General features: G+C 59.7%; 16 protein-coding genes and 1 other RNA gene. 5 read left to right on the top strand and 12 right to left on the bottom strand.

Annotation, left to right across the window (positions count from 1 at the left end; translation table 11 throughout):
• Positions 1–19 precede the first annotated feature (19 nt).
• Positions 20–688 (top strand): YiaD family glycine zipper/OmpA-like lipoprotein, encoded by a 669-nt coding sequence (locus tag GA0061100_RS01685; RefSeq protein WP_075851843.1) that lies wholly within the window; start codon positions 20–22, stop codon positions 686–688.
• A gap of 58 nt (positions 689–746) precedes the next feature.
• Here the strand turns inward: GA0061100_RS01685 and GA0061100_RS01680 are convergent, their stop codons facing one another.
• Positions 747–1,154, bottom strand: a complete 408-nt coding sequence (locus tag GA0061100_RS01680; RefSeq protein ID WP_075850881.1) for a DUF2000 family protein — start codon at positions 1,152–1,154, stop codon at positions 747–749.
• Between the two features lie 14 nt (positions 1,155–1,168).
• On the opposite strand from GA0061100_RS01680, the gene GA0061100_RS01675 reads away from it, so the two are divergent.
• Positions 1,169–2,056 carry an AraC family transcriptional regulator gene (locus tag GA0061100_RS01675; protein ID WP_075851842.1) on the top strand — a complete coding sequence of 296 codons (888 nt, stop codon included), beginning with the start codon at positions 1,169–1,171 and terminating at the stop codon, positions 2,054–2,056.
• 15 nt (positions 2,057–2,071) lie between these two features.
• On the opposite strand, the gene GA0061100_RS01670 is transcribed toward GA0061100_RS01675, so the two are convergent.
• The 5 genes from GA0061100_RS01670 to GA0061100_RS34225 are packed head-to-tail and all read right to left on the bottom strand — an operon-like array spanning position 2,072 to position 5,171.
• Positions 2,072–2,797: an amino acid ABC transporter ATP-binding protein gene (locus GA0061100_RS01670; protein ID WP_075850880.1), complete on the bottom strand. Its 726-nt coding sequence runs from the start codon at positions 2,795–2,797 to the stop codon at positions 2,072–2,074.
• Entirely contained in the window at positions 2,775–3,434 is a 660-nt protein-coding gene (locus GA0061100_RS01665; RefSeq protein WP_075850879.1) for an amino acid ABC transporter permease, read from the bottom strand. Before GA0061100_RS01665 ends, GA0061100_RS01670 begins: the two co-directional genes overlap by 23 nt.
• Positions 3,431–4,102: an amino acid ABC transporter permease gene (locus GA0061100_RS01660; RefSeq protein ID WP_075850878.1), complete on the bottom strand. Its 672-nt coding sequence runs from the start codon at positions 4,100–4,102 to the stop codon at positions 3,431–3,433. The genes GA0061100_RS01665 and GA0061100_RS01660 overlap by 4 nt, the downstream gene beginning before the upstream one ends.
• A gap of 60 nt (positions 4,103–4,162) precedes the next feature.
• Positions 4,163–4,942 (bottom strand): transporter substrate-binding domain-containing protein, encoded by a 780-nt coding sequence (locus tag GA0061100_RS01655; protein WP_244557772.1) that lies wholly within the window; start codon positions 4,940–4,942, stop codon positions 4,163–4,165.
• A gap of 4 nt (positions 4,943–4,946) precedes the next feature.
• Positions 4,947–5,171 (bottom strand): hypothetical protein, encoded by a 225-nt coding sequence (locus GA0061100_RS34225; RefSeq protein WP_143525366.1) that lies wholly within the window; start codon positions 5,169–5,171, stop codon positions 4,947–4,949.
• A gap of 153 nt (positions 5,172–5,324) precedes the next feature.
• On the opposite strand from GA0061100_RS34225, the gene GA0061100_RS01650 reads away from it, so the two are divergent.
• Both GA0061100_RS01650 and GA0061100_RS01645 read left to right on the top strand, forming a co-directional pair.
• The gene (locus GA0061100_RS01650) at positions 5,325–6,737 is read left to right on the top strand and encodes an FAD-binding oxidoreductase (protein WP_075850876.1); all 1,413 of its coding nucleotides are present in this window, start codon (positions 5,325–5,327) and stop codon (positions 6,735–6,737) included.
• A gap of 246 nt (positions 6,738–6,983) precedes the next feature.
• Positions 6,984–10,715, top strand: coding sequence for an AsmA family protein (locus GA0061100_RS01645; RefSeq protein WP_075850875.1), 3,732 nt, complete (start codon positions 6,984–6,986; stop codon positions 10,713–10,715).
• A gap of 180 nt (positions 10,716–10,895) precedes the next feature.
• On the opposite strand, the gene GA0061100_RS01640 is transcribed toward GA0061100_RS01645, so the two are convergent.
• The 4 genes from GA0061100_RS01640 to ssrA form a co-directional block, all read right to left on the bottom strand.
• On the bottom strand, positions 10,896–11,108 hold the full coding sequence (locus GA0061100_RS01640) for a ribbon-helix-helix domain-containing protein (RefSeq protein WP_075851841.1): 213 nt from the start codon (positions 11,106–11,108) through the stop codon (positions 10,896–10,898).
• 104 nt (positions 11,109–11,212) lie between these two features.
• On the bottom strand, positions 11,213–11,407 hold the full coding sequence (locus GA0061100_RS01635) for a DUF4169 family protein (protein WP_075850874.1): 195 nt from the start codon (positions 11,405–11,407) through the stop codon (positions 11,213–11,215).
• Between the two features lie 56 nt (positions 11,408–11,463).
• Entirely contained in the window at positions 11,464–11,976 is a 513-nt protein-coding gene (locus GA0061100_RS01630; RefSeq protein ID WP_075850873.1) for an SspB family protein, read from the bottom strand.
• Between the two features lie 118 nt (positions 11,977–12,094).
• Positions 12,095–12,465, bottom strand: a transfer-messenger RNA (tmRNA) gene (gene ssrA, locus GA0061100_RS01625).
• 183 nt (positions 12,466–12,648) lie between these two features.
• Between ssrA and GA0061100_RS01620 the strand changes: the two genes are divergently transcribed.
• Positions 12,649–13,569, top strand: a complete 921-nt coding sequence (locus GA0061100_RS01620) for a thymidylate synthase (RefSeq protein ID WP_075850872.1) — start codon at positions 12,649–12,651, stop codon at positions 13,567–13,569.
• Here GA0061100_RS01620 and GA0061100_RS01615 read toward each other — a convergent pair.
• Both GA0061100_RS01615 and GA0061100_RS01610 read right to left on the bottom strand, forming a co-directional pair.
• Complete coding sequence (locus GA0061100_RS01615) at positions 13,566–14,009, bottom strand: DMT family transporter (protein ID WP_075850871.1); 444 nt, start codon at positions 14,007–14,009, stop codon at positions 13,566–13,568. The genes GA0061100_RS01620 and GA0061100_RS01615 overlap by 4 nt on opposite strands.
• A 13-nt stretch (positions 14,010–14,022) precedes the next feature.
• Complete coding sequence (locus tag GA0061100_RS01610) at positions 14,023–14,550, bottom strand: GNAT family N-acetyltransferase (protein ID WP_075851840.1); 528 nt, start codon at positions 14,548–14,550, stop codon at positions 14,023–14,025.
• Between the last annotated feature and the right edge of the window lie 76 nt (positions 14,551–14,626).

Genomic DNA, 14,626 nt, shown 5'->3' with positions numbered 1-14,626 from the left:
ACCGGAGAGCGATGATTCTATGATCAAGAAAATTGCCATTCTTGCCCTAGCGGCAGGTTTTTTGAACGCATGCACCACCACCGATCCCTATACGGGTGAGCAGAAAGTTTCTAACACGGCGGGCGGTGCAGCGATCGGTGCCGGTGTTGGCGCCGTTGCCGGTCTTCTGATCGGCCATTCGCCGGCCTCGCGCCGCAATGCCGCGCTGATCGGCGCAGGCGTCGGTGCGCTCGCGGGTGCGGGCATCGGCAATTACATGGACCAGCAGGAATCCGAGCTGCGCGCGCAGCTGCAGGGCACCGGCGTTTCGGTGACACGCGTCGGCGACCGCATCATCCTCAACATGCCGTCGGCCATCACCTTCGATATCGACCAGGATGCGATCAAGCCGGAATTCTTTGCGACGCTGAACTCGGTCGCGATCGTTCTGCGCAAGTTCAACCGCACGCTGATCGACGTCAACGGCCATACGGATTCGACGGGCAGCCTGCAGCATAACCAGGATCTGTCTGAGCGCCGCGCCGGATCGGTTGCCTCCTACCTCGGCAGCCAGGGCATCGACCAGCGCCGCATGTCGGCCATCGGCTTCGGCCCGTCGCAGCCGGTTGCAACGAATGCTAACGAGGCTGGCCGCGCCCAGAACCGTCGCGTCGAGATCCAGATCGCACCGATCACGCAGAACGGCTAAGCCTTCTCAACAAAAGCGGCCGGGTCTCACGATCCGGCCGTTCTCTCTGCGCGTCCGATCACGCATGCATGCTTGCGCCCTTCGTGATCTTGTCGACGGTTTTCTTGTCCGCGCGCAAGGCGATGCCGACGACCTTGGCGTCTTCGGGCGCGAATTCGGAAAAGACGGCACGGTTTGCGACGTCATGGCCGGTCGCAAACATTTCCTCGATAAAAATGGAAGAGGTCACGCCACGTTCGAGCGAGCGGCGATGAATGGCGGCGATATTCTCCTGATCGGCAGACAGAACGATGACCGGCTGGATCGACAATGCGTTGTAGACGTTGCCGGCACGATCGCGATAGGGTTCGCCGATGATGTCGGGATGTTGCCCGGCGATGCCTGTCGACAGGAAGGCAGTTACGTTCAGCTTTTGCCAGGATTGAAGGTCGCTTCGCAAAACGATCGCGATTTTGGTATCGAACATCGATGGTCACTTTCATGCAGTCTGGGAATGGGACATTGCGCGACGATGTAGCCGGACAGATCTTCGAGGGTCTTGAACGTTTGTGCGTGACGCCGGAGGCCAACCGCATCCTGTCTGCGCCGGCCTATCCGGGTATCGAACGCATCCAGGCGCAATTCCGGGGCGATGCCTTCGATCTGCACCGGCACGATACGTATGCGCTTGGCGTCACCATGCGGGGCGTGCAGACGTTCCGCTATCGCGGCGAGCAGCGCTACAGCCTCCCGGGGCGGGTGATCATCCTTCATCCGGACGAGCTGCATGATGGCGGGGCGGCGACTGAGGACGGCCTGGTCTATCGCATGCTGTATCTGGAGCCTTCGGTGCTGTTTCAATGTCTGGAGGCAGCGCGGGTCGGACTGCCTTTTGTCGATGATCCGATCGTTAGGGATGATCGGCTTGCCGGGCTGTTGCTGGCGGCGCTCGGCGAGCTCGATCGTGAGCTCGATGACCTCTTTGTCGACGATTTCGTTTCTCGTCTAACGGACGGTCTCGTTCGGCATGCCCGGCTTCCGCAACGACCTTTGGGCAGCATTGCGTGGGGGCAGGTGAAGGTAGCACGCGATTATCTCGAGGCGAATAGCATGCAGGATGTGAGATCCCAGGAGCTGGAGCGCATCACCGGCCTTGATCGCTTTGCGCTTGCACGGCATTTCCGTGCGGCCTTTGCTACCAGTCCGCACCGGTTCTTGCTGATGCGGCGGCTGCAGCAGGCGAAGGCGATGATCGGCGTGGGCGAGCCGATTGCGGAGGTTGCCGCCGCAACCGGGTTTGCCGATCAGAGCCATCTGACCCGGCATTTCAAGAAGGCGTTCGGCATCGCACCGGGCGCATGGCGCAACATGGTGCGGGGAGCGGGATAGCGGCTCCGCCAGTCTTCAGTGAAGGCCGAGGAACTGCTTGAGTTCCGGCGTTTGCGGATTGGCGAAGACTTCGCCGGGCGGTCCGATTTCGTGCACGCGGCCTTGATGCATGAAGACGACGCGTGAGCAGACGTCCCGCGCGAATTTCATCTCGTGGGTCACCATCAGCAACGTCATGCCTTCGCTTGCCAGTTCGCGGACGACAGCGAGAACCTCGGCAACCAGCTCCGGGTCCAGGGCGGAGGTGATTTCGTCGCAGAGCAGTGCGATCGGCTGCATGGCGAGTGCTCTTGCGATGGCGACGCGCTGCTGCTGGCCGCCGGAGAGTTCATCCGGATAGGCGTCGAACTTGTGCCCGAGGCCGACACGATCGAGCATCCGCCGCGCCATGGCTTCCGCTTCGGCCCTGGTGGTCTTCTTGACGACCATCTGCGAGAGCATGACGTTGCGTCCCGCGCTCAGATGCGGGAAGAGATTGAACTGCTGGAAGATCATGCCAACCTTCAGCCGCAGCGCCTTCAGGTGCAGGTCATCGGGCAGGAGCTGTGCACCTGCGACCGAGATCGAGCCGTCATTGATCGTTTCCAGCCCGTTGATGCAGCGCAGCAGCGTCGATTTTCCCGAACCGCTCTTGCCGATGATGGCGATGACCTCGCCGGGCTCGACATCGAGGTTGATGCCTTTGAGGACCTCGTTGGCGCCGAAGCTCTTGCGGACTTCAGTGATTTCGATGAGCGACATTGAGCTTCCTCTCCAGGATCTGGCTGCTTTTCGACAGCGGCCAGCACAGGGCGAAATAGATGAGCGCGACGAAGCCGTAGACGGTGAAGGGCTGGAAGGTCGCGTTGGTGATGACGGTGCCGGCCTTCGACAGCTCGACGAAGCCGATGATCGAGGTGAGGGCCGTGCCCTTGACGACCTGCACGGAGAAACCGACCGTCGGCGGCACGGCGATACGCAGTGCCTGGGGCAGGATTACGTGACGCATCTGCTGGATATAGCCCATGCCGAGGCTGGCGGAGGCCTCCCATTGCCCTTTGGCGACTGACTCGACGCAGCCGCGCCAGATTTCGGTAAGGAAGGCAGCCGACCAGACGGTGAGTGCGACGCCGGCAGCCAGCCAGGCCGGCACGTCGATGCCGAAGAGTCCGAGACCGAAGAAGGCAAGAAAGAGCTGCATCAGCAGCGGCGTGCCCTGAAACAGCTCGACGAAATATCTGACGGCGACACGGCCGGCCTTTGCCTTGCCGATGCGCAGGAACAGCAGGATTGCGCCGACGATGGCGCCGCCGGCGAAAGAGACGAGCGAGAGGAGGATCGTCCAGCGCGTCGCCAGCAGCAGGCCGCGCAGAATATCCCAGGTGGTGAACTGGATCATTGGCGAACCCTGCGTGGAAAGATCAGCGTGCCTATAGCCGCAAGCACTTGCCTGAGCAGGATCGCGAGCGCGAGGTAGATCGCCGTCGATACGAAATAGGCTTCGAAGGCGCGGAAGGAGCGCGACTGGATGAAGTTTGCCGCGAAGGTCAGGTCTTCGGCAGCGATCTGCGAGACGACCGAGGAGCCGAGCATAACGATGACGACTTGCGATGACAGCGCCGGCCAGATGCGTTGCAGCGACGGCACGAGGACGACATGCCGGAAGGTTTCGAACCGTGTCATGGCAAGGCTGGCGCCGGCTTCGAACTGGCCGCGGGGTGTCGCCTGGATGCCGGCGCGGATGATCTCGCAGCTATAGGCGCCGAGATTGATGACCATGGCGAGATTGGCGGCGGTCATCTCGTTCATCTGGACGCCGATGCCGGGGAGGCCGAAGAAAATGAAGAAGAGCTGGATCAGAAACGGCGTGTTGCGGATCAGCTCGACATAGATGGCGACGAAGGGCTTGAGCCAGGATGGGCCGAGCGCGCGAGCCCAGGCGCAGGCGATGCCAAGGATGATGCCAAGCACGGCACCGATAAGGGTCAGCTCCACCGTGACGAGAACGCCCTTGACCAGTGTGGGATAGTATTCGGCGAGCCAGCCGAAGTCGAAATGATAACGCATGGGATGAAGCCTCGCTCTGACCGATCACGCCGCCGAACGGCGCGATCGGTCGTGCGTTGATCAGAAGCCGGCCGGCAGGTCGGCGCCTAGCCACTTCTGCGACATCTTGTTGAGCGTCCCATCCACCTTGGCGGCGGCGATGATCTCATCGACTTTTTTCTGCAGCGCCGCTTCGTTCTTGTTCATGCCGATAAAGCAGGGGGAGTTGGTGATGAGGAATTTCATCTCGGGCTTCTTCGGCGGGTTCTTGGCAAGAATCGCTGCCGCGACGACGTTGCCGGTCGCAACCAGCTGGACTTGTCCGGACAGGAAGGCCGAGATGGTGCCGTTATTGTCTTCGTAGCGCTTGATCGTCGCATCCTGCGGCGCGACCTTGGTCAGCGCCAGATCCTCGATCGCGCCGCGGGTGACGCCGATCGTCTTGCCGGAAAGGTCTTCCGGCTTGGCAGCTGCCACATCGCCGGGGCCGAAGACGCCGTTGAAGAAGGGCGCATAGGCGTCGGAGAAATCGATGACCTTTTCGCGATCCGGATTCTTGCCGAGGCTTGAAATCACCAGGTCGACCTTGTTGGTCTGCAGATAGGGAATGCGGTTGGCGCTGGTGACCGGGACAAGCTCCGTTTTGACGCCGAGTTTTTCGCCGATCAGGTTTGCCATATCGATGTCATAGCCCATCGGCGCCATGTCCGTACCGACGCTGCCAAAAGGCGGGAAATCCTGCGGAACGGCGACGCGGAGCGTGCCGCGAGAGGTTATGTCGCTCAGGGCATCCGCCCGAGCTGCGTCGGGGGCGGAAATCGACCCCATCGCGAGCATCGCGATGCCGAGTGCCATGAGCATTTGTCTACGCTTCATCGAATATCCTTCCAATCGGGCTGTGTGAAAGCTGGAAGGCAAAACGCAAGACCCGTGCCAGTCGCTGCGGCAATGCCGGCACTCCCGTCGATTGCGGATCCAGACCTCCAGATCGTTCATCCTTAATGATCAGTTTGCGTCGCGTGCTGCTGAAAAAATGGGCAATTTCTGTTTGTGGTGTTTGCTGATGTCCTTGTCCGCCTGCGTCGCTCAAGTTGGCCTGGATCGAAGCCAGATCAAAGATTGAGAGGTGGGAGGGTGCGACAGTTGCGGTTGACTTTCATCACTGGACAGCGCCGCGCTGATGTCCCATAGAACCGATAAAAGGGTTAACACCCTTCGATGATCGCGATGGGAGATTCGGATTATGGTTCTGGCTGATGCGAAGGCGGGGGCACGTAACGAGGCAGGGATAGCAGCCGTTCTCGGCATTCTCAAACAGGCTTTCGGAGAGCGCTTCCAGACCGGCGAGAGTTTTCGCGCCCAGCACGCTCACACGACGACCTATATCCCATCGCAGCTCCCGGACGGCGTGGTTTTTGCCGAAACACGGGCAGATGTGCAGACCGTCGTCAAGACATGCGCTGAGCACAAGGTTCCGGTCATTCCCTTCGGCACGGGCTCTTCGCTCGAAGGCCAGGTGAATGCGCCACAGGGCGGCATCTCCATCGATTTCAGCCGCATGAACCGCATTATCGAGGTCAATGCCGAGGATCTGGATTGCACGGTAGAACCTGGCGTCACGCGCGAACAGCTCAATACTTATCTGCGCGACACCGGTCTGTTCTTTCCGATCGATCCGGGTGCCAACGCCTCGATCGGCGGCATGGCATCGACGCGGGCATCGGGCACGAATGCCGTGCGCTATGGCACGATGAAGGACAATGTTCTGTCCGTGACCGTGGTCACCGCCAATGGCGAGGAAATCCGCACCGCTCGACGAGCGAAGAAATCATCCGCCGGTTATGATCTGACGCGACTTTTCGTCGGCGCCGAGGGCACGCTCGGCGTGCTGACCTCGGTCACGCTGCGCCTGCAGGGCATTCCGCAGAAGATCGCCGGCGGCGCCTGTGCTTTTCCTGATGTCAAGTCGGCCTGCGATGCCGTCATCATGACGATCCAGATGGGTGTACCCGTCGCGCGCATCGAGTTGCTGGATGCCATGCAGATGCGGGCCTGCAATCGCTATTCCGGCCTGACCTATGATGAGAAGCCGACGCTTTTCCTCGAGTTCCATGGCACCGATGAGACCGTTGCGCTGCAATCGGCGCAATTTGCCGAGATTGCGGCCGAATGCGGTGGCGGCAAATTCCTTTGGACAAGCAATGCGGAGGAGCGCAACAAGCTCTGGAAAGCCCGCCACGATGCCTATTGGGCCTGCCGCGCGCTGGCGCCGGAGCTGGCTGCCCTGTCGACTGATGTCTGCGTGCCGATCTCGCGGCTTGCCGAATGCGTCGCGGAAACCCAGGCCGATATTGAGGCGCACGGCTTGCTGGCACCCATCGTCGGCCATGCCGGTGACGGCAATTTCCATGTGCTCGTCCTGTTCGACGACAAGACCCCGGAAGGGATCGCCGTCGTCGAGAATTTCGTCGCCCGCCTCAATGCGCGTGCGCTTGCCATGGACGGCACATGCACGGGCGAACATGGGATAGGGCAGGGAAAGATGGCATTTCTCGAGCAGGAACTTGGCGATGCGGTCGATCTGATGCGCCAGATCAAGGAGTCGCTCGATCCGGATGCCATTTTCAATCCGGGGAAGATATTCCGCAGGCACTGAAAGATGGAATATTTTCATGATCTTGGCTTGCTACAGGCACGAATGACGCTAGGCTGCAGCCGCACTTTCCGGTTTTTGTCATGAAAAGCCACATGCATGCGCTAGATGGGTGGCATACCTCTTAAAAAGAGCTGCTGTCATCGGCAGGGATCGGGTAGAACTGTGCATATTCTAGGTTATGCCGTGTATGCGCTCTGATAAGCGACACCTGCATATGTTGGGAATGAAGATTGGAGACGATACGCGTTGTTAGGTAAGGTCCTGGTTTTTCTGGGTGGATTGCTCGTGGTGGTGCTGTTCGTGGCGCTGCTCGCTCCGCTCTTCATAGACTGGACCGATTTTCGCAAGAATTTCGAGGATCAGGCGAGCCGCATCATCGGCAAGAAGGTGACCGTTCACGGCACCGTGGATGCCCGCCTCCTGCCGTTCCCGTCGGTGACGCTGCACGATGTCCGTGTCGGCCAGGAACCTGATGGCACGCCGCTGGTGCAGATCGCCGAATTCTCCATGGATGCGGAACTCGCGCCTTTCCTTTCTGGCGAAGCGCTGATCTTCGACATGCGGGTATCCAAGCCCAAGGTGCGGCTGCGGCTGCTGAAGGATGGCACACTCGACTGGATGCGCGGCAGCCAGCCGGAAATTCCTGCAAAATCCGTAGTGCTCGAAAGCGTTCATGTCGAAGACGGCGATATTCTCTTCATCGACGAGCAAACGGGCAGGACTCGGCATGTTACGGGCCTGAACGCCCAGATGTCGGCGAGATCGCTTGCCGGTCCATGGCGCATCGAGGGCGATGCGGCGCTCGACAATGAGCATGGCAATTTCACTGTTTCCAGCAGTCAGCCCGATGACAACGGCGTCTTGCGCGTTCGCACCCGGCTGATGCCGGATCGCCATCCGCTTAATGTCGATCTCGACGGCGAGTTGAAACTGGTCAACAGCAAGCCCGATTACATGGGTTCCTTCACGGCCGGGGTCAACGACAAACAAGCCCATGATTCAGCCGATCAGAAGGCGCAGCCCCGCATCAAGGGCCGTTTCGAGCTGACGAATGATCGCATTCGCGTTCCCGAGTACCGTCTCGAAGTCGGCGCCGATGACGATCCCTATGTCGTGACCGGCGAGGCGACGCTGGACACGGGTTCCAAGCCGGAATTCCTGTTGACGGCCGACGGGCAACAGATCGACGTCAACCGTCTCGGCAGCAACAAGGGCACCAACGGCAAGACCAATCGCAACCCGGCAATTTCGGCGCGGCAGCGCTTGAACAGTCTGATTGCGATCGCTGCCGAAATCCCCGTGCCACAGGTTCCGGGCAAGGCGACCTTTCGGCTGCCGGCGATCGTGGCAGGCGACACGACCATACGCGACGTGCAGCTCGATCTCGAGCCGGCGGGAACGGGATGGAAGATCGATCATGCGATCGGCATGATGCCTGGACGCACGCAGGTCGAGGCGCGGGGCAATCTCATGCTGCGCGGCGAGCCGAATTTCATCGGCAATCTGGTCGTCGCGTCGAACCAGCCCTCAGGGTTGGCATCATGGCTTGTAGGGTCCGTCGATCCGTCGATCCGGCAGCTGCGCCAGGCCGGATTTTCCGCCGATGTCAGCCTGCAGCATGACGAGCAGCGCTTTGAAAACCTTGAGATCGCCATTGGTTCGGCCACGCTGAAAGGTCGGATCGATCGCCAGAGCGGGACGGACAAGGCCCCGCCAAAGCTTGCCGTCGACCTGATCGGCGATGCCCTCGACCTTGACGCGCTGAGGGCACTGACCGGGCTCTTTACCGGCCAGGATGCCGGGGAATCCCTCTTCGATCACCGGATCACGGCGCATCTGCAGGCCGAAAAATTCATGGCTTTCGGCGTGCCGGCCGATAATGTCGATACCTCATTTTCCGTCGCCGATGGTGCTCTGACGCTCGACAAGCTTTCGGTGCGCAACGTTGCCGGAGCCGAAATCACCGCAACCGGCCGCGCTGACGGTTCGCCTTCCGACTACAAGGGATCGGGCGAGATCACCTTCAAGGCCGCCGATCCGGGGCCGTTCTTCGAAATGCTGCGCCAGCATTTGCCGCATCATCCCGTCATGGACCGGTTGGTGCGCAATGCTGCATGGTATGGAAACACTGCGCTTCGCGGCGCAGTGACGCTCGGCGGCGATCAGGACAACGCGCTGACGGTGACGCTAGCCGGCGTTTCCAACGGCAGCCGCGTCAATTTCGATTATCGCATGTCCGATCTTTCGGCTTTCACGGGCAAGGGCACCACGACCCTAGAAGGAACGCTGGAAAATTCGGTGACGTCGATCCTGTTCGGCCAGGCGGGTCTCGATCCGTTGCCCGTCGAAGCCGATGCCAATGGCCGTCTGACGCTGAAAGTGTCTGCAAGTGGTACCGATCCGGCGGATGCCGCTCTCACCTTTGCGACCGACAAGACGTCGTTTACCGCAAACGGCAAGGTGGATGTCCGTCCTGCCACCTTCCTCAATGGCAACATAGCGCTATCGCTCGAAAGTGCCGACATCGATCCTTATTTCGTAATGAACGGTATCGGCATTCCGCAGATGGGCGCCGGCTTGCCGGTCAAGTTCCAGGCCAATGCCGCGCTGAACCCGGACAAGATCGTGTTTTCGGACATGAAGGGGCTGTTTGCCGACAACAACATGTCCGGTACACTGACCATCGATCGGAAAGCACCGAATCTCAAGGCATCAGGCGAATTGTCGCTCGACAAGGCGGATCTCGATTGGCTGGCGGAAGCCATCTACGGGCCGATGAGCGATCCGAAAACGGGGGCTCTCAATCAGGATAAGCTCGGCTTGCCAGCTTTCAGCGGGATGGATATCGGCGTCAAGCTTTCCGCAAAGCAGGTATGGCCCGGCATATTCGGTCCCATTTCGAATTTCACCGCCAATGTAACCTATAAGGGCGAAGAATTGCGGCTTAACGATCTGACGGGCGGCTGGAATGGCGGCACGCTGACCGGAAGCGCGATGTTCGCCAATTCCGACGGTACCGGCCTGCTGCAGGCGAAGCTCAGCCTCGCCAATGGCGATCTTGCGACGGTCGCCTGGCAGCGCGACGGAGCGCCGCTTGCCACAGGTCGCTTCGGTCTTGCGATGAATGCCGAGGCAAGCGGCAAGAGCATTGCCGACCTTGCGGCCAATGCCAGCGGCTCGGGCGAAATGAAGGTCGGCGAGACGCATGTGCGTGGCCTCAATCTCTCTGTCCTGCCTCCGCTCCTTTCGGCGACGGATCAGATCCAGGGCGATATCACCGCCGCCAAGGTGCTGCCGATCGTGCAGACGTTGCTCAATAATGGCGAAGCGGTCCTTTCGGCCACGACCATACCCTTCAACATCTCCGCGGGCGTGGCGCGGGCTACGAATATTGCTGCGAGCAACGATCTGGCAAAACTTTCGGGCAATGCTGAAATCAGTCTGCCGGATGAGCGTATGCGCGGCTCTCTCGGCATCGATTTCAATGCCGGCGTCGAAGCGCTGAGCGGGGCGGAGCCGGCCTTGCGCCTCGATTTTGCCGGACCGCTGGCTGCACCTGGTCGGACAATGGACGTAACGGATGTGACCAGCTTCCTGTCGGTCCGGGCATTCGAGCGTGAACGCCGGCGTGTCGAGCGCCTGCAGGCCAATGTGCTTGAGAAGCAACGGCTGCGGCGTGAGGTAGCGCTTTACAAATATGCGGCAGGCGTGCGCGAGGCCCAGCGCCAGCGCGATGCCGCCATCGAGCAGCAGCGCCGTGCGGAAGAGGAACGGTTACGCGATTTAGCCCGGCAGGCGGCTGCGCAGAAGCAGGCGGAGGAAGACGCACGCGCCAAGCAGGCAGCGGAGGAAGCAGCCAAGGCCAAGGCGGCGGCTGACGCGCGAACCAAGGCGGAAGCTCAGCATCCGCTCAATAGTCCTGCTCCGCAAACGACGGCACCTTTGAACTTCAATGAATTACCGGGAGTTGCCCAGTAGGCTGGGCAATTGCGAACCGATCCGTATCGAATGAAGTAAGCGTACTCGCGAGGTTGCCGCAAGCCCCGTGCTAGAGCCTTTCCGCTTTTCTTCGAATCGCGAAAACACTCTATCCTTTTGTTTTTACGCAATTCCGGACGGAAAACCGCTACGCACTTTTCCTGGAATTGCTCTAGCAGATCAATTGCGATCTTTCAGCCATTTGAGGACATAGAGGCGGAGCGCGGAGGAGAGATTGCTGCCGGCTTCGCGTCCGTCATCGATCTCGGAGATTAGCGCTGCGAGCGACATGCCGCGCGCGTTGGCGATAGCCTTCAGTTCTGTCCAGAAGGCATCTTCAAGGGAAAAGCTTGTGCGATGGCCATGCAGCGTCGCGGAATGTTTACGGATCATCGGCGGATCGATCAAAAATCGGAAATGGTGGGATATTTCTGAAAGTGATTCAAAATGCGGAAGTAAGCAACTGATTTCTGAAGTTTTTTATCTCGGGGTCTAAACTAGTCTTCGGTCTTCTTGGTCTCGATTCGCCCAGCCTCGTGCGTCTTTGCGGCCTTTTCGTTAAGTGTCGTCGTCAGCTTCTTCTCGGCCTTGGTTCGCCCGAAAGCGATACGGTTCTGCTCCGCCTGCTTTTCCTTGTCCGAGCGGGCCTGCTTCTTGCGAAACTGGCGCAGATTGACGATTTCGGCGCTCATCGATCTCTTCCATTGCCGATATGAAAAGGGGGAAGCGAATGCTTCCCCTCCAATGCCTACTGCTTCTTGCGGAATGCGTCGAGAGAGACGACCGATCCCGGCTTCTTTTCTTCGCCTTCCTTGGCTGCTGCCGTCGGCGCCTCTTCGCCTTCGACCGGCACCGGATAGGCGGTTATCTCGCTGGAGGAGGTCTCTTCTTCTTCGTCGGCCAGCGGTACGTCGAATTCCAGCTCGAAATTGACGGAGGGGTCATAGAAGCCGCGGATGGCGTTAAAGGGCACGACCAGCTTTTCAGGAACGTCGGAGAACGAGAGGCCGATCTCGAATTGGCTTTCGCTGATCTTCAGATCCCAGAACTGGTGCTGGATGACGATGGTCATCTGCTCGGGATACTTCGCCTTCAGGTGCTGCGAAATGCGCACGCCGGGAGCGCCCGTCAGAAATGTGATGAAGAAATGGTGGTCACCGGGCAGGCGGCCTGTGGCGCCGACCTCGGTCAACACCTTGCGGATCACTCCACGCAGGGCGTCCTGTGCCAAAATGTCGTAGCGGATATGATCCTGCCCCATGCTTTCCTGTCTTTCGTTGGCCATGTTTTTTATAGGCTTATGCCACGCTGAACGCCGCCGGAAAAGCCCTATGCGCGAGTCACCGCATGTCGATCTATAATATAGCACTGGAGAAGAAGGTGAAGGCTTCTGTTGCCAGGTGCCTTCGAACCCCGCCTAAGAGTGCGACCCCTTAGGACTTTATTTGAAGTGTCACACCGCGATTAAGCAGCGAGACGAGCTTCCGCATAGTTGTCGTTTGCAACTACAATTTTAGCCCGATAACGGCGGTACAATGCCGAGCGAAAAGTCGATCTTTACACCCTTGTCGATCCTGTTTCGCCCCCATCAAAAGCCGGTCTGACGCCAGTCTTGCCGGCCGGTTTTTGGTGGAGGCGCCGGGTACCGCCCCCGGGTCCAATAGGTTTATTACACCGCTCATTTATCGCCATAGCCGGCCCGAAGACCGGCAAGGGTGATATAGTGTTTTCCGCAGGCGAAGGGAAGGGCAATTGTCATAAATGCTTCGCGGAAACATCGGTTTGTCTGTGAGGCCGCAAGATTTGCCTGAATTACGTTTCGCCGCGGTTGGTTTCGTATCGGCTTGTCATTAAAATCGCGAAAAAGGAATCGGCGGGTTGCTGTTTGGGCAAGCCTCATGGCCGGAAATTTCAAGCGATTTCGGAGCGGAAGATGGCTCGTCACCCTGAGTATCAATATCTCGACCTGATGGCGCATCTGCTCGACCATGGTGATCGCCGGATCGACCGTACCGGCGTCGGCACCTTGAGCGGCCTCGGCGCCATGATGCGTTTCGATCTTTCGAAGGGGCAGATTCCGATCTTCACGACCAAGCGCGTCTACTGGAAGCTCGCCGTCAAGGAAATGCTCTGGTTCCTGACCGGCGACACCAATATCCGCAATCTGCTGAAGGAAAATGTACGGATCTGGACCGACTGGCCGCTCGCGAAATATCGTAAGGCGACGGGCGAAGATATCGATCAGCTTGCCTTCGAGAAGCGTGTTCTCGAGGATGAAGCTTTCGCTCTCCAATGGGGCGATCTCGGCCCGGTCTATGGCAAGCAGTGGCGGCAGTGGCGGGACGCCGAGGGTCGCGTGCATGACCAGCTCGCTACCGTCATCAAGGACCTCAAGACCAATCCCAGCAGCCGCCGCATGATTTTCCATGCCTGGAATGTCGGCGAACTGGCCGACATGGCGCTGCATCCCTGCCATATGGTCTATCAGTTCCATGTATCGAACATCGCGGCAGAAGGCGGCAAGCGGCCGCGTCTCAGTCTGATGGTTTTCCAGCGCTCCTGCGATCTGTTCCTCGGTAATCCCTTCAACATCTGCCAGCAGGCGGCCTTGCTGGCCATGGTCGCGCAGCAGGTCGATATGGATCTCGGAGAGGTGGTCTGGTCGGGCGGGGACGTTCACCTCTATCTCAATCATCTGGATGCGATTCGCGAGCAGCTCAGCCGTGAGCCGAAGCCGTTCCCGACTTTGCGCCTGTTGCGCCAGCCCGACAGCATTGACGATTATCGCATCGAGGATTTCGAGGTTGTGGGCTACGAGCCACATGCCGCGATTGCGGCCGAAGTCGCGGTTTAGGCATTCCGGCCGGCAACGAGCACGGCGCCTGTGACGAGCAGCGCTGTTCCGACGAGCTGCCATACGCCAAAGCCGGCCGTCGTCTTTCCGGATATTGTGGCATCGAATGCCAGGCCGGCCAGCAGCTGGCTGGCGACGAGTACGGCGATGGTGGGCGCCGCGCCAAGGCGTTGATATCCCAGGATGCCGGCAAAGACGAAGAACGAGCCGAGCAGGCCTGGTAGCAAGGCCCACGGCCTGATGGCACCGACGGCTTCCGCAAGGCCGGCGAGGCCGTTGCGCGAAATCAGGATCGCAAGCAATGTCGACAAGCCGACAGAGGAATTGATCACGAGGGCGATCAGCACTGTCGACGCCGACTGGGTGATCCGCACCATCAGCGCGTTCTGCAGAACCAGAGATATGCCGGCGAGAATGAGCGTTGCCACAGTGATCGGCATGGTGCTTCTGCCCTCAGGCCATCGGTTTGGAGTCGGGATCGGTGCGCTGATCGAGCAACAGCTGCAGGAAGGCCAGATCGAGCCAGCGCCCGAACTTGGTGCCGACCTGTGGCAGAAGGCCGACCTGCTGGAAGCCGAGCTTTTCGTGCAGCCTGATCGAAGCCTCATTACCGGCCTCGATGCCCGCGACCATCGCATGCTTGCCGATCGACCGGGCGCGTTCAATGAGTTCGATCATCAGCGCCTTGCCGATGCCGCCGCGATATTGATCGTTGCGGACATAGACGGAATGCTCGACCGTATGGCGATAGCCGTCGAAGGCGCGCCAGTCGCCGAATGAGGCGTAGCCGATCACGTCGCCTTGATCATCGGTCGCCACCAGTACTGGATAGCCGAGCTTATGCCGGTCCAGCAGCCATTGTTGGCGATTGGCGATATCGACCTGCGTTTCGTTCCATATCGCAGCGGTGTTGGCAACAGCGTCATTGTAGATCGCAGTTATCCCCGCGAGATCCTCGTCTCTCGCATCGCGAATTTGCATCGGCGGCTCCGTGGTCATCCACTAAATTGGATGGGTATTTGGTTCGGCGTTCCACTCTGTCATACACCGATTTTTG

This window comes from Martinezella hainanensis, from assembly GCF_900094555.1.
GTDB lineage: Bacteria > Pseudomonadota > Alphaproteobacteria > Rhizobiales > Rhizobiaceae > Rhizobium > Rhizobium hainanense.
This window is presented reverse-complemented; position numbering and strand designations above follow the sequence as displayed.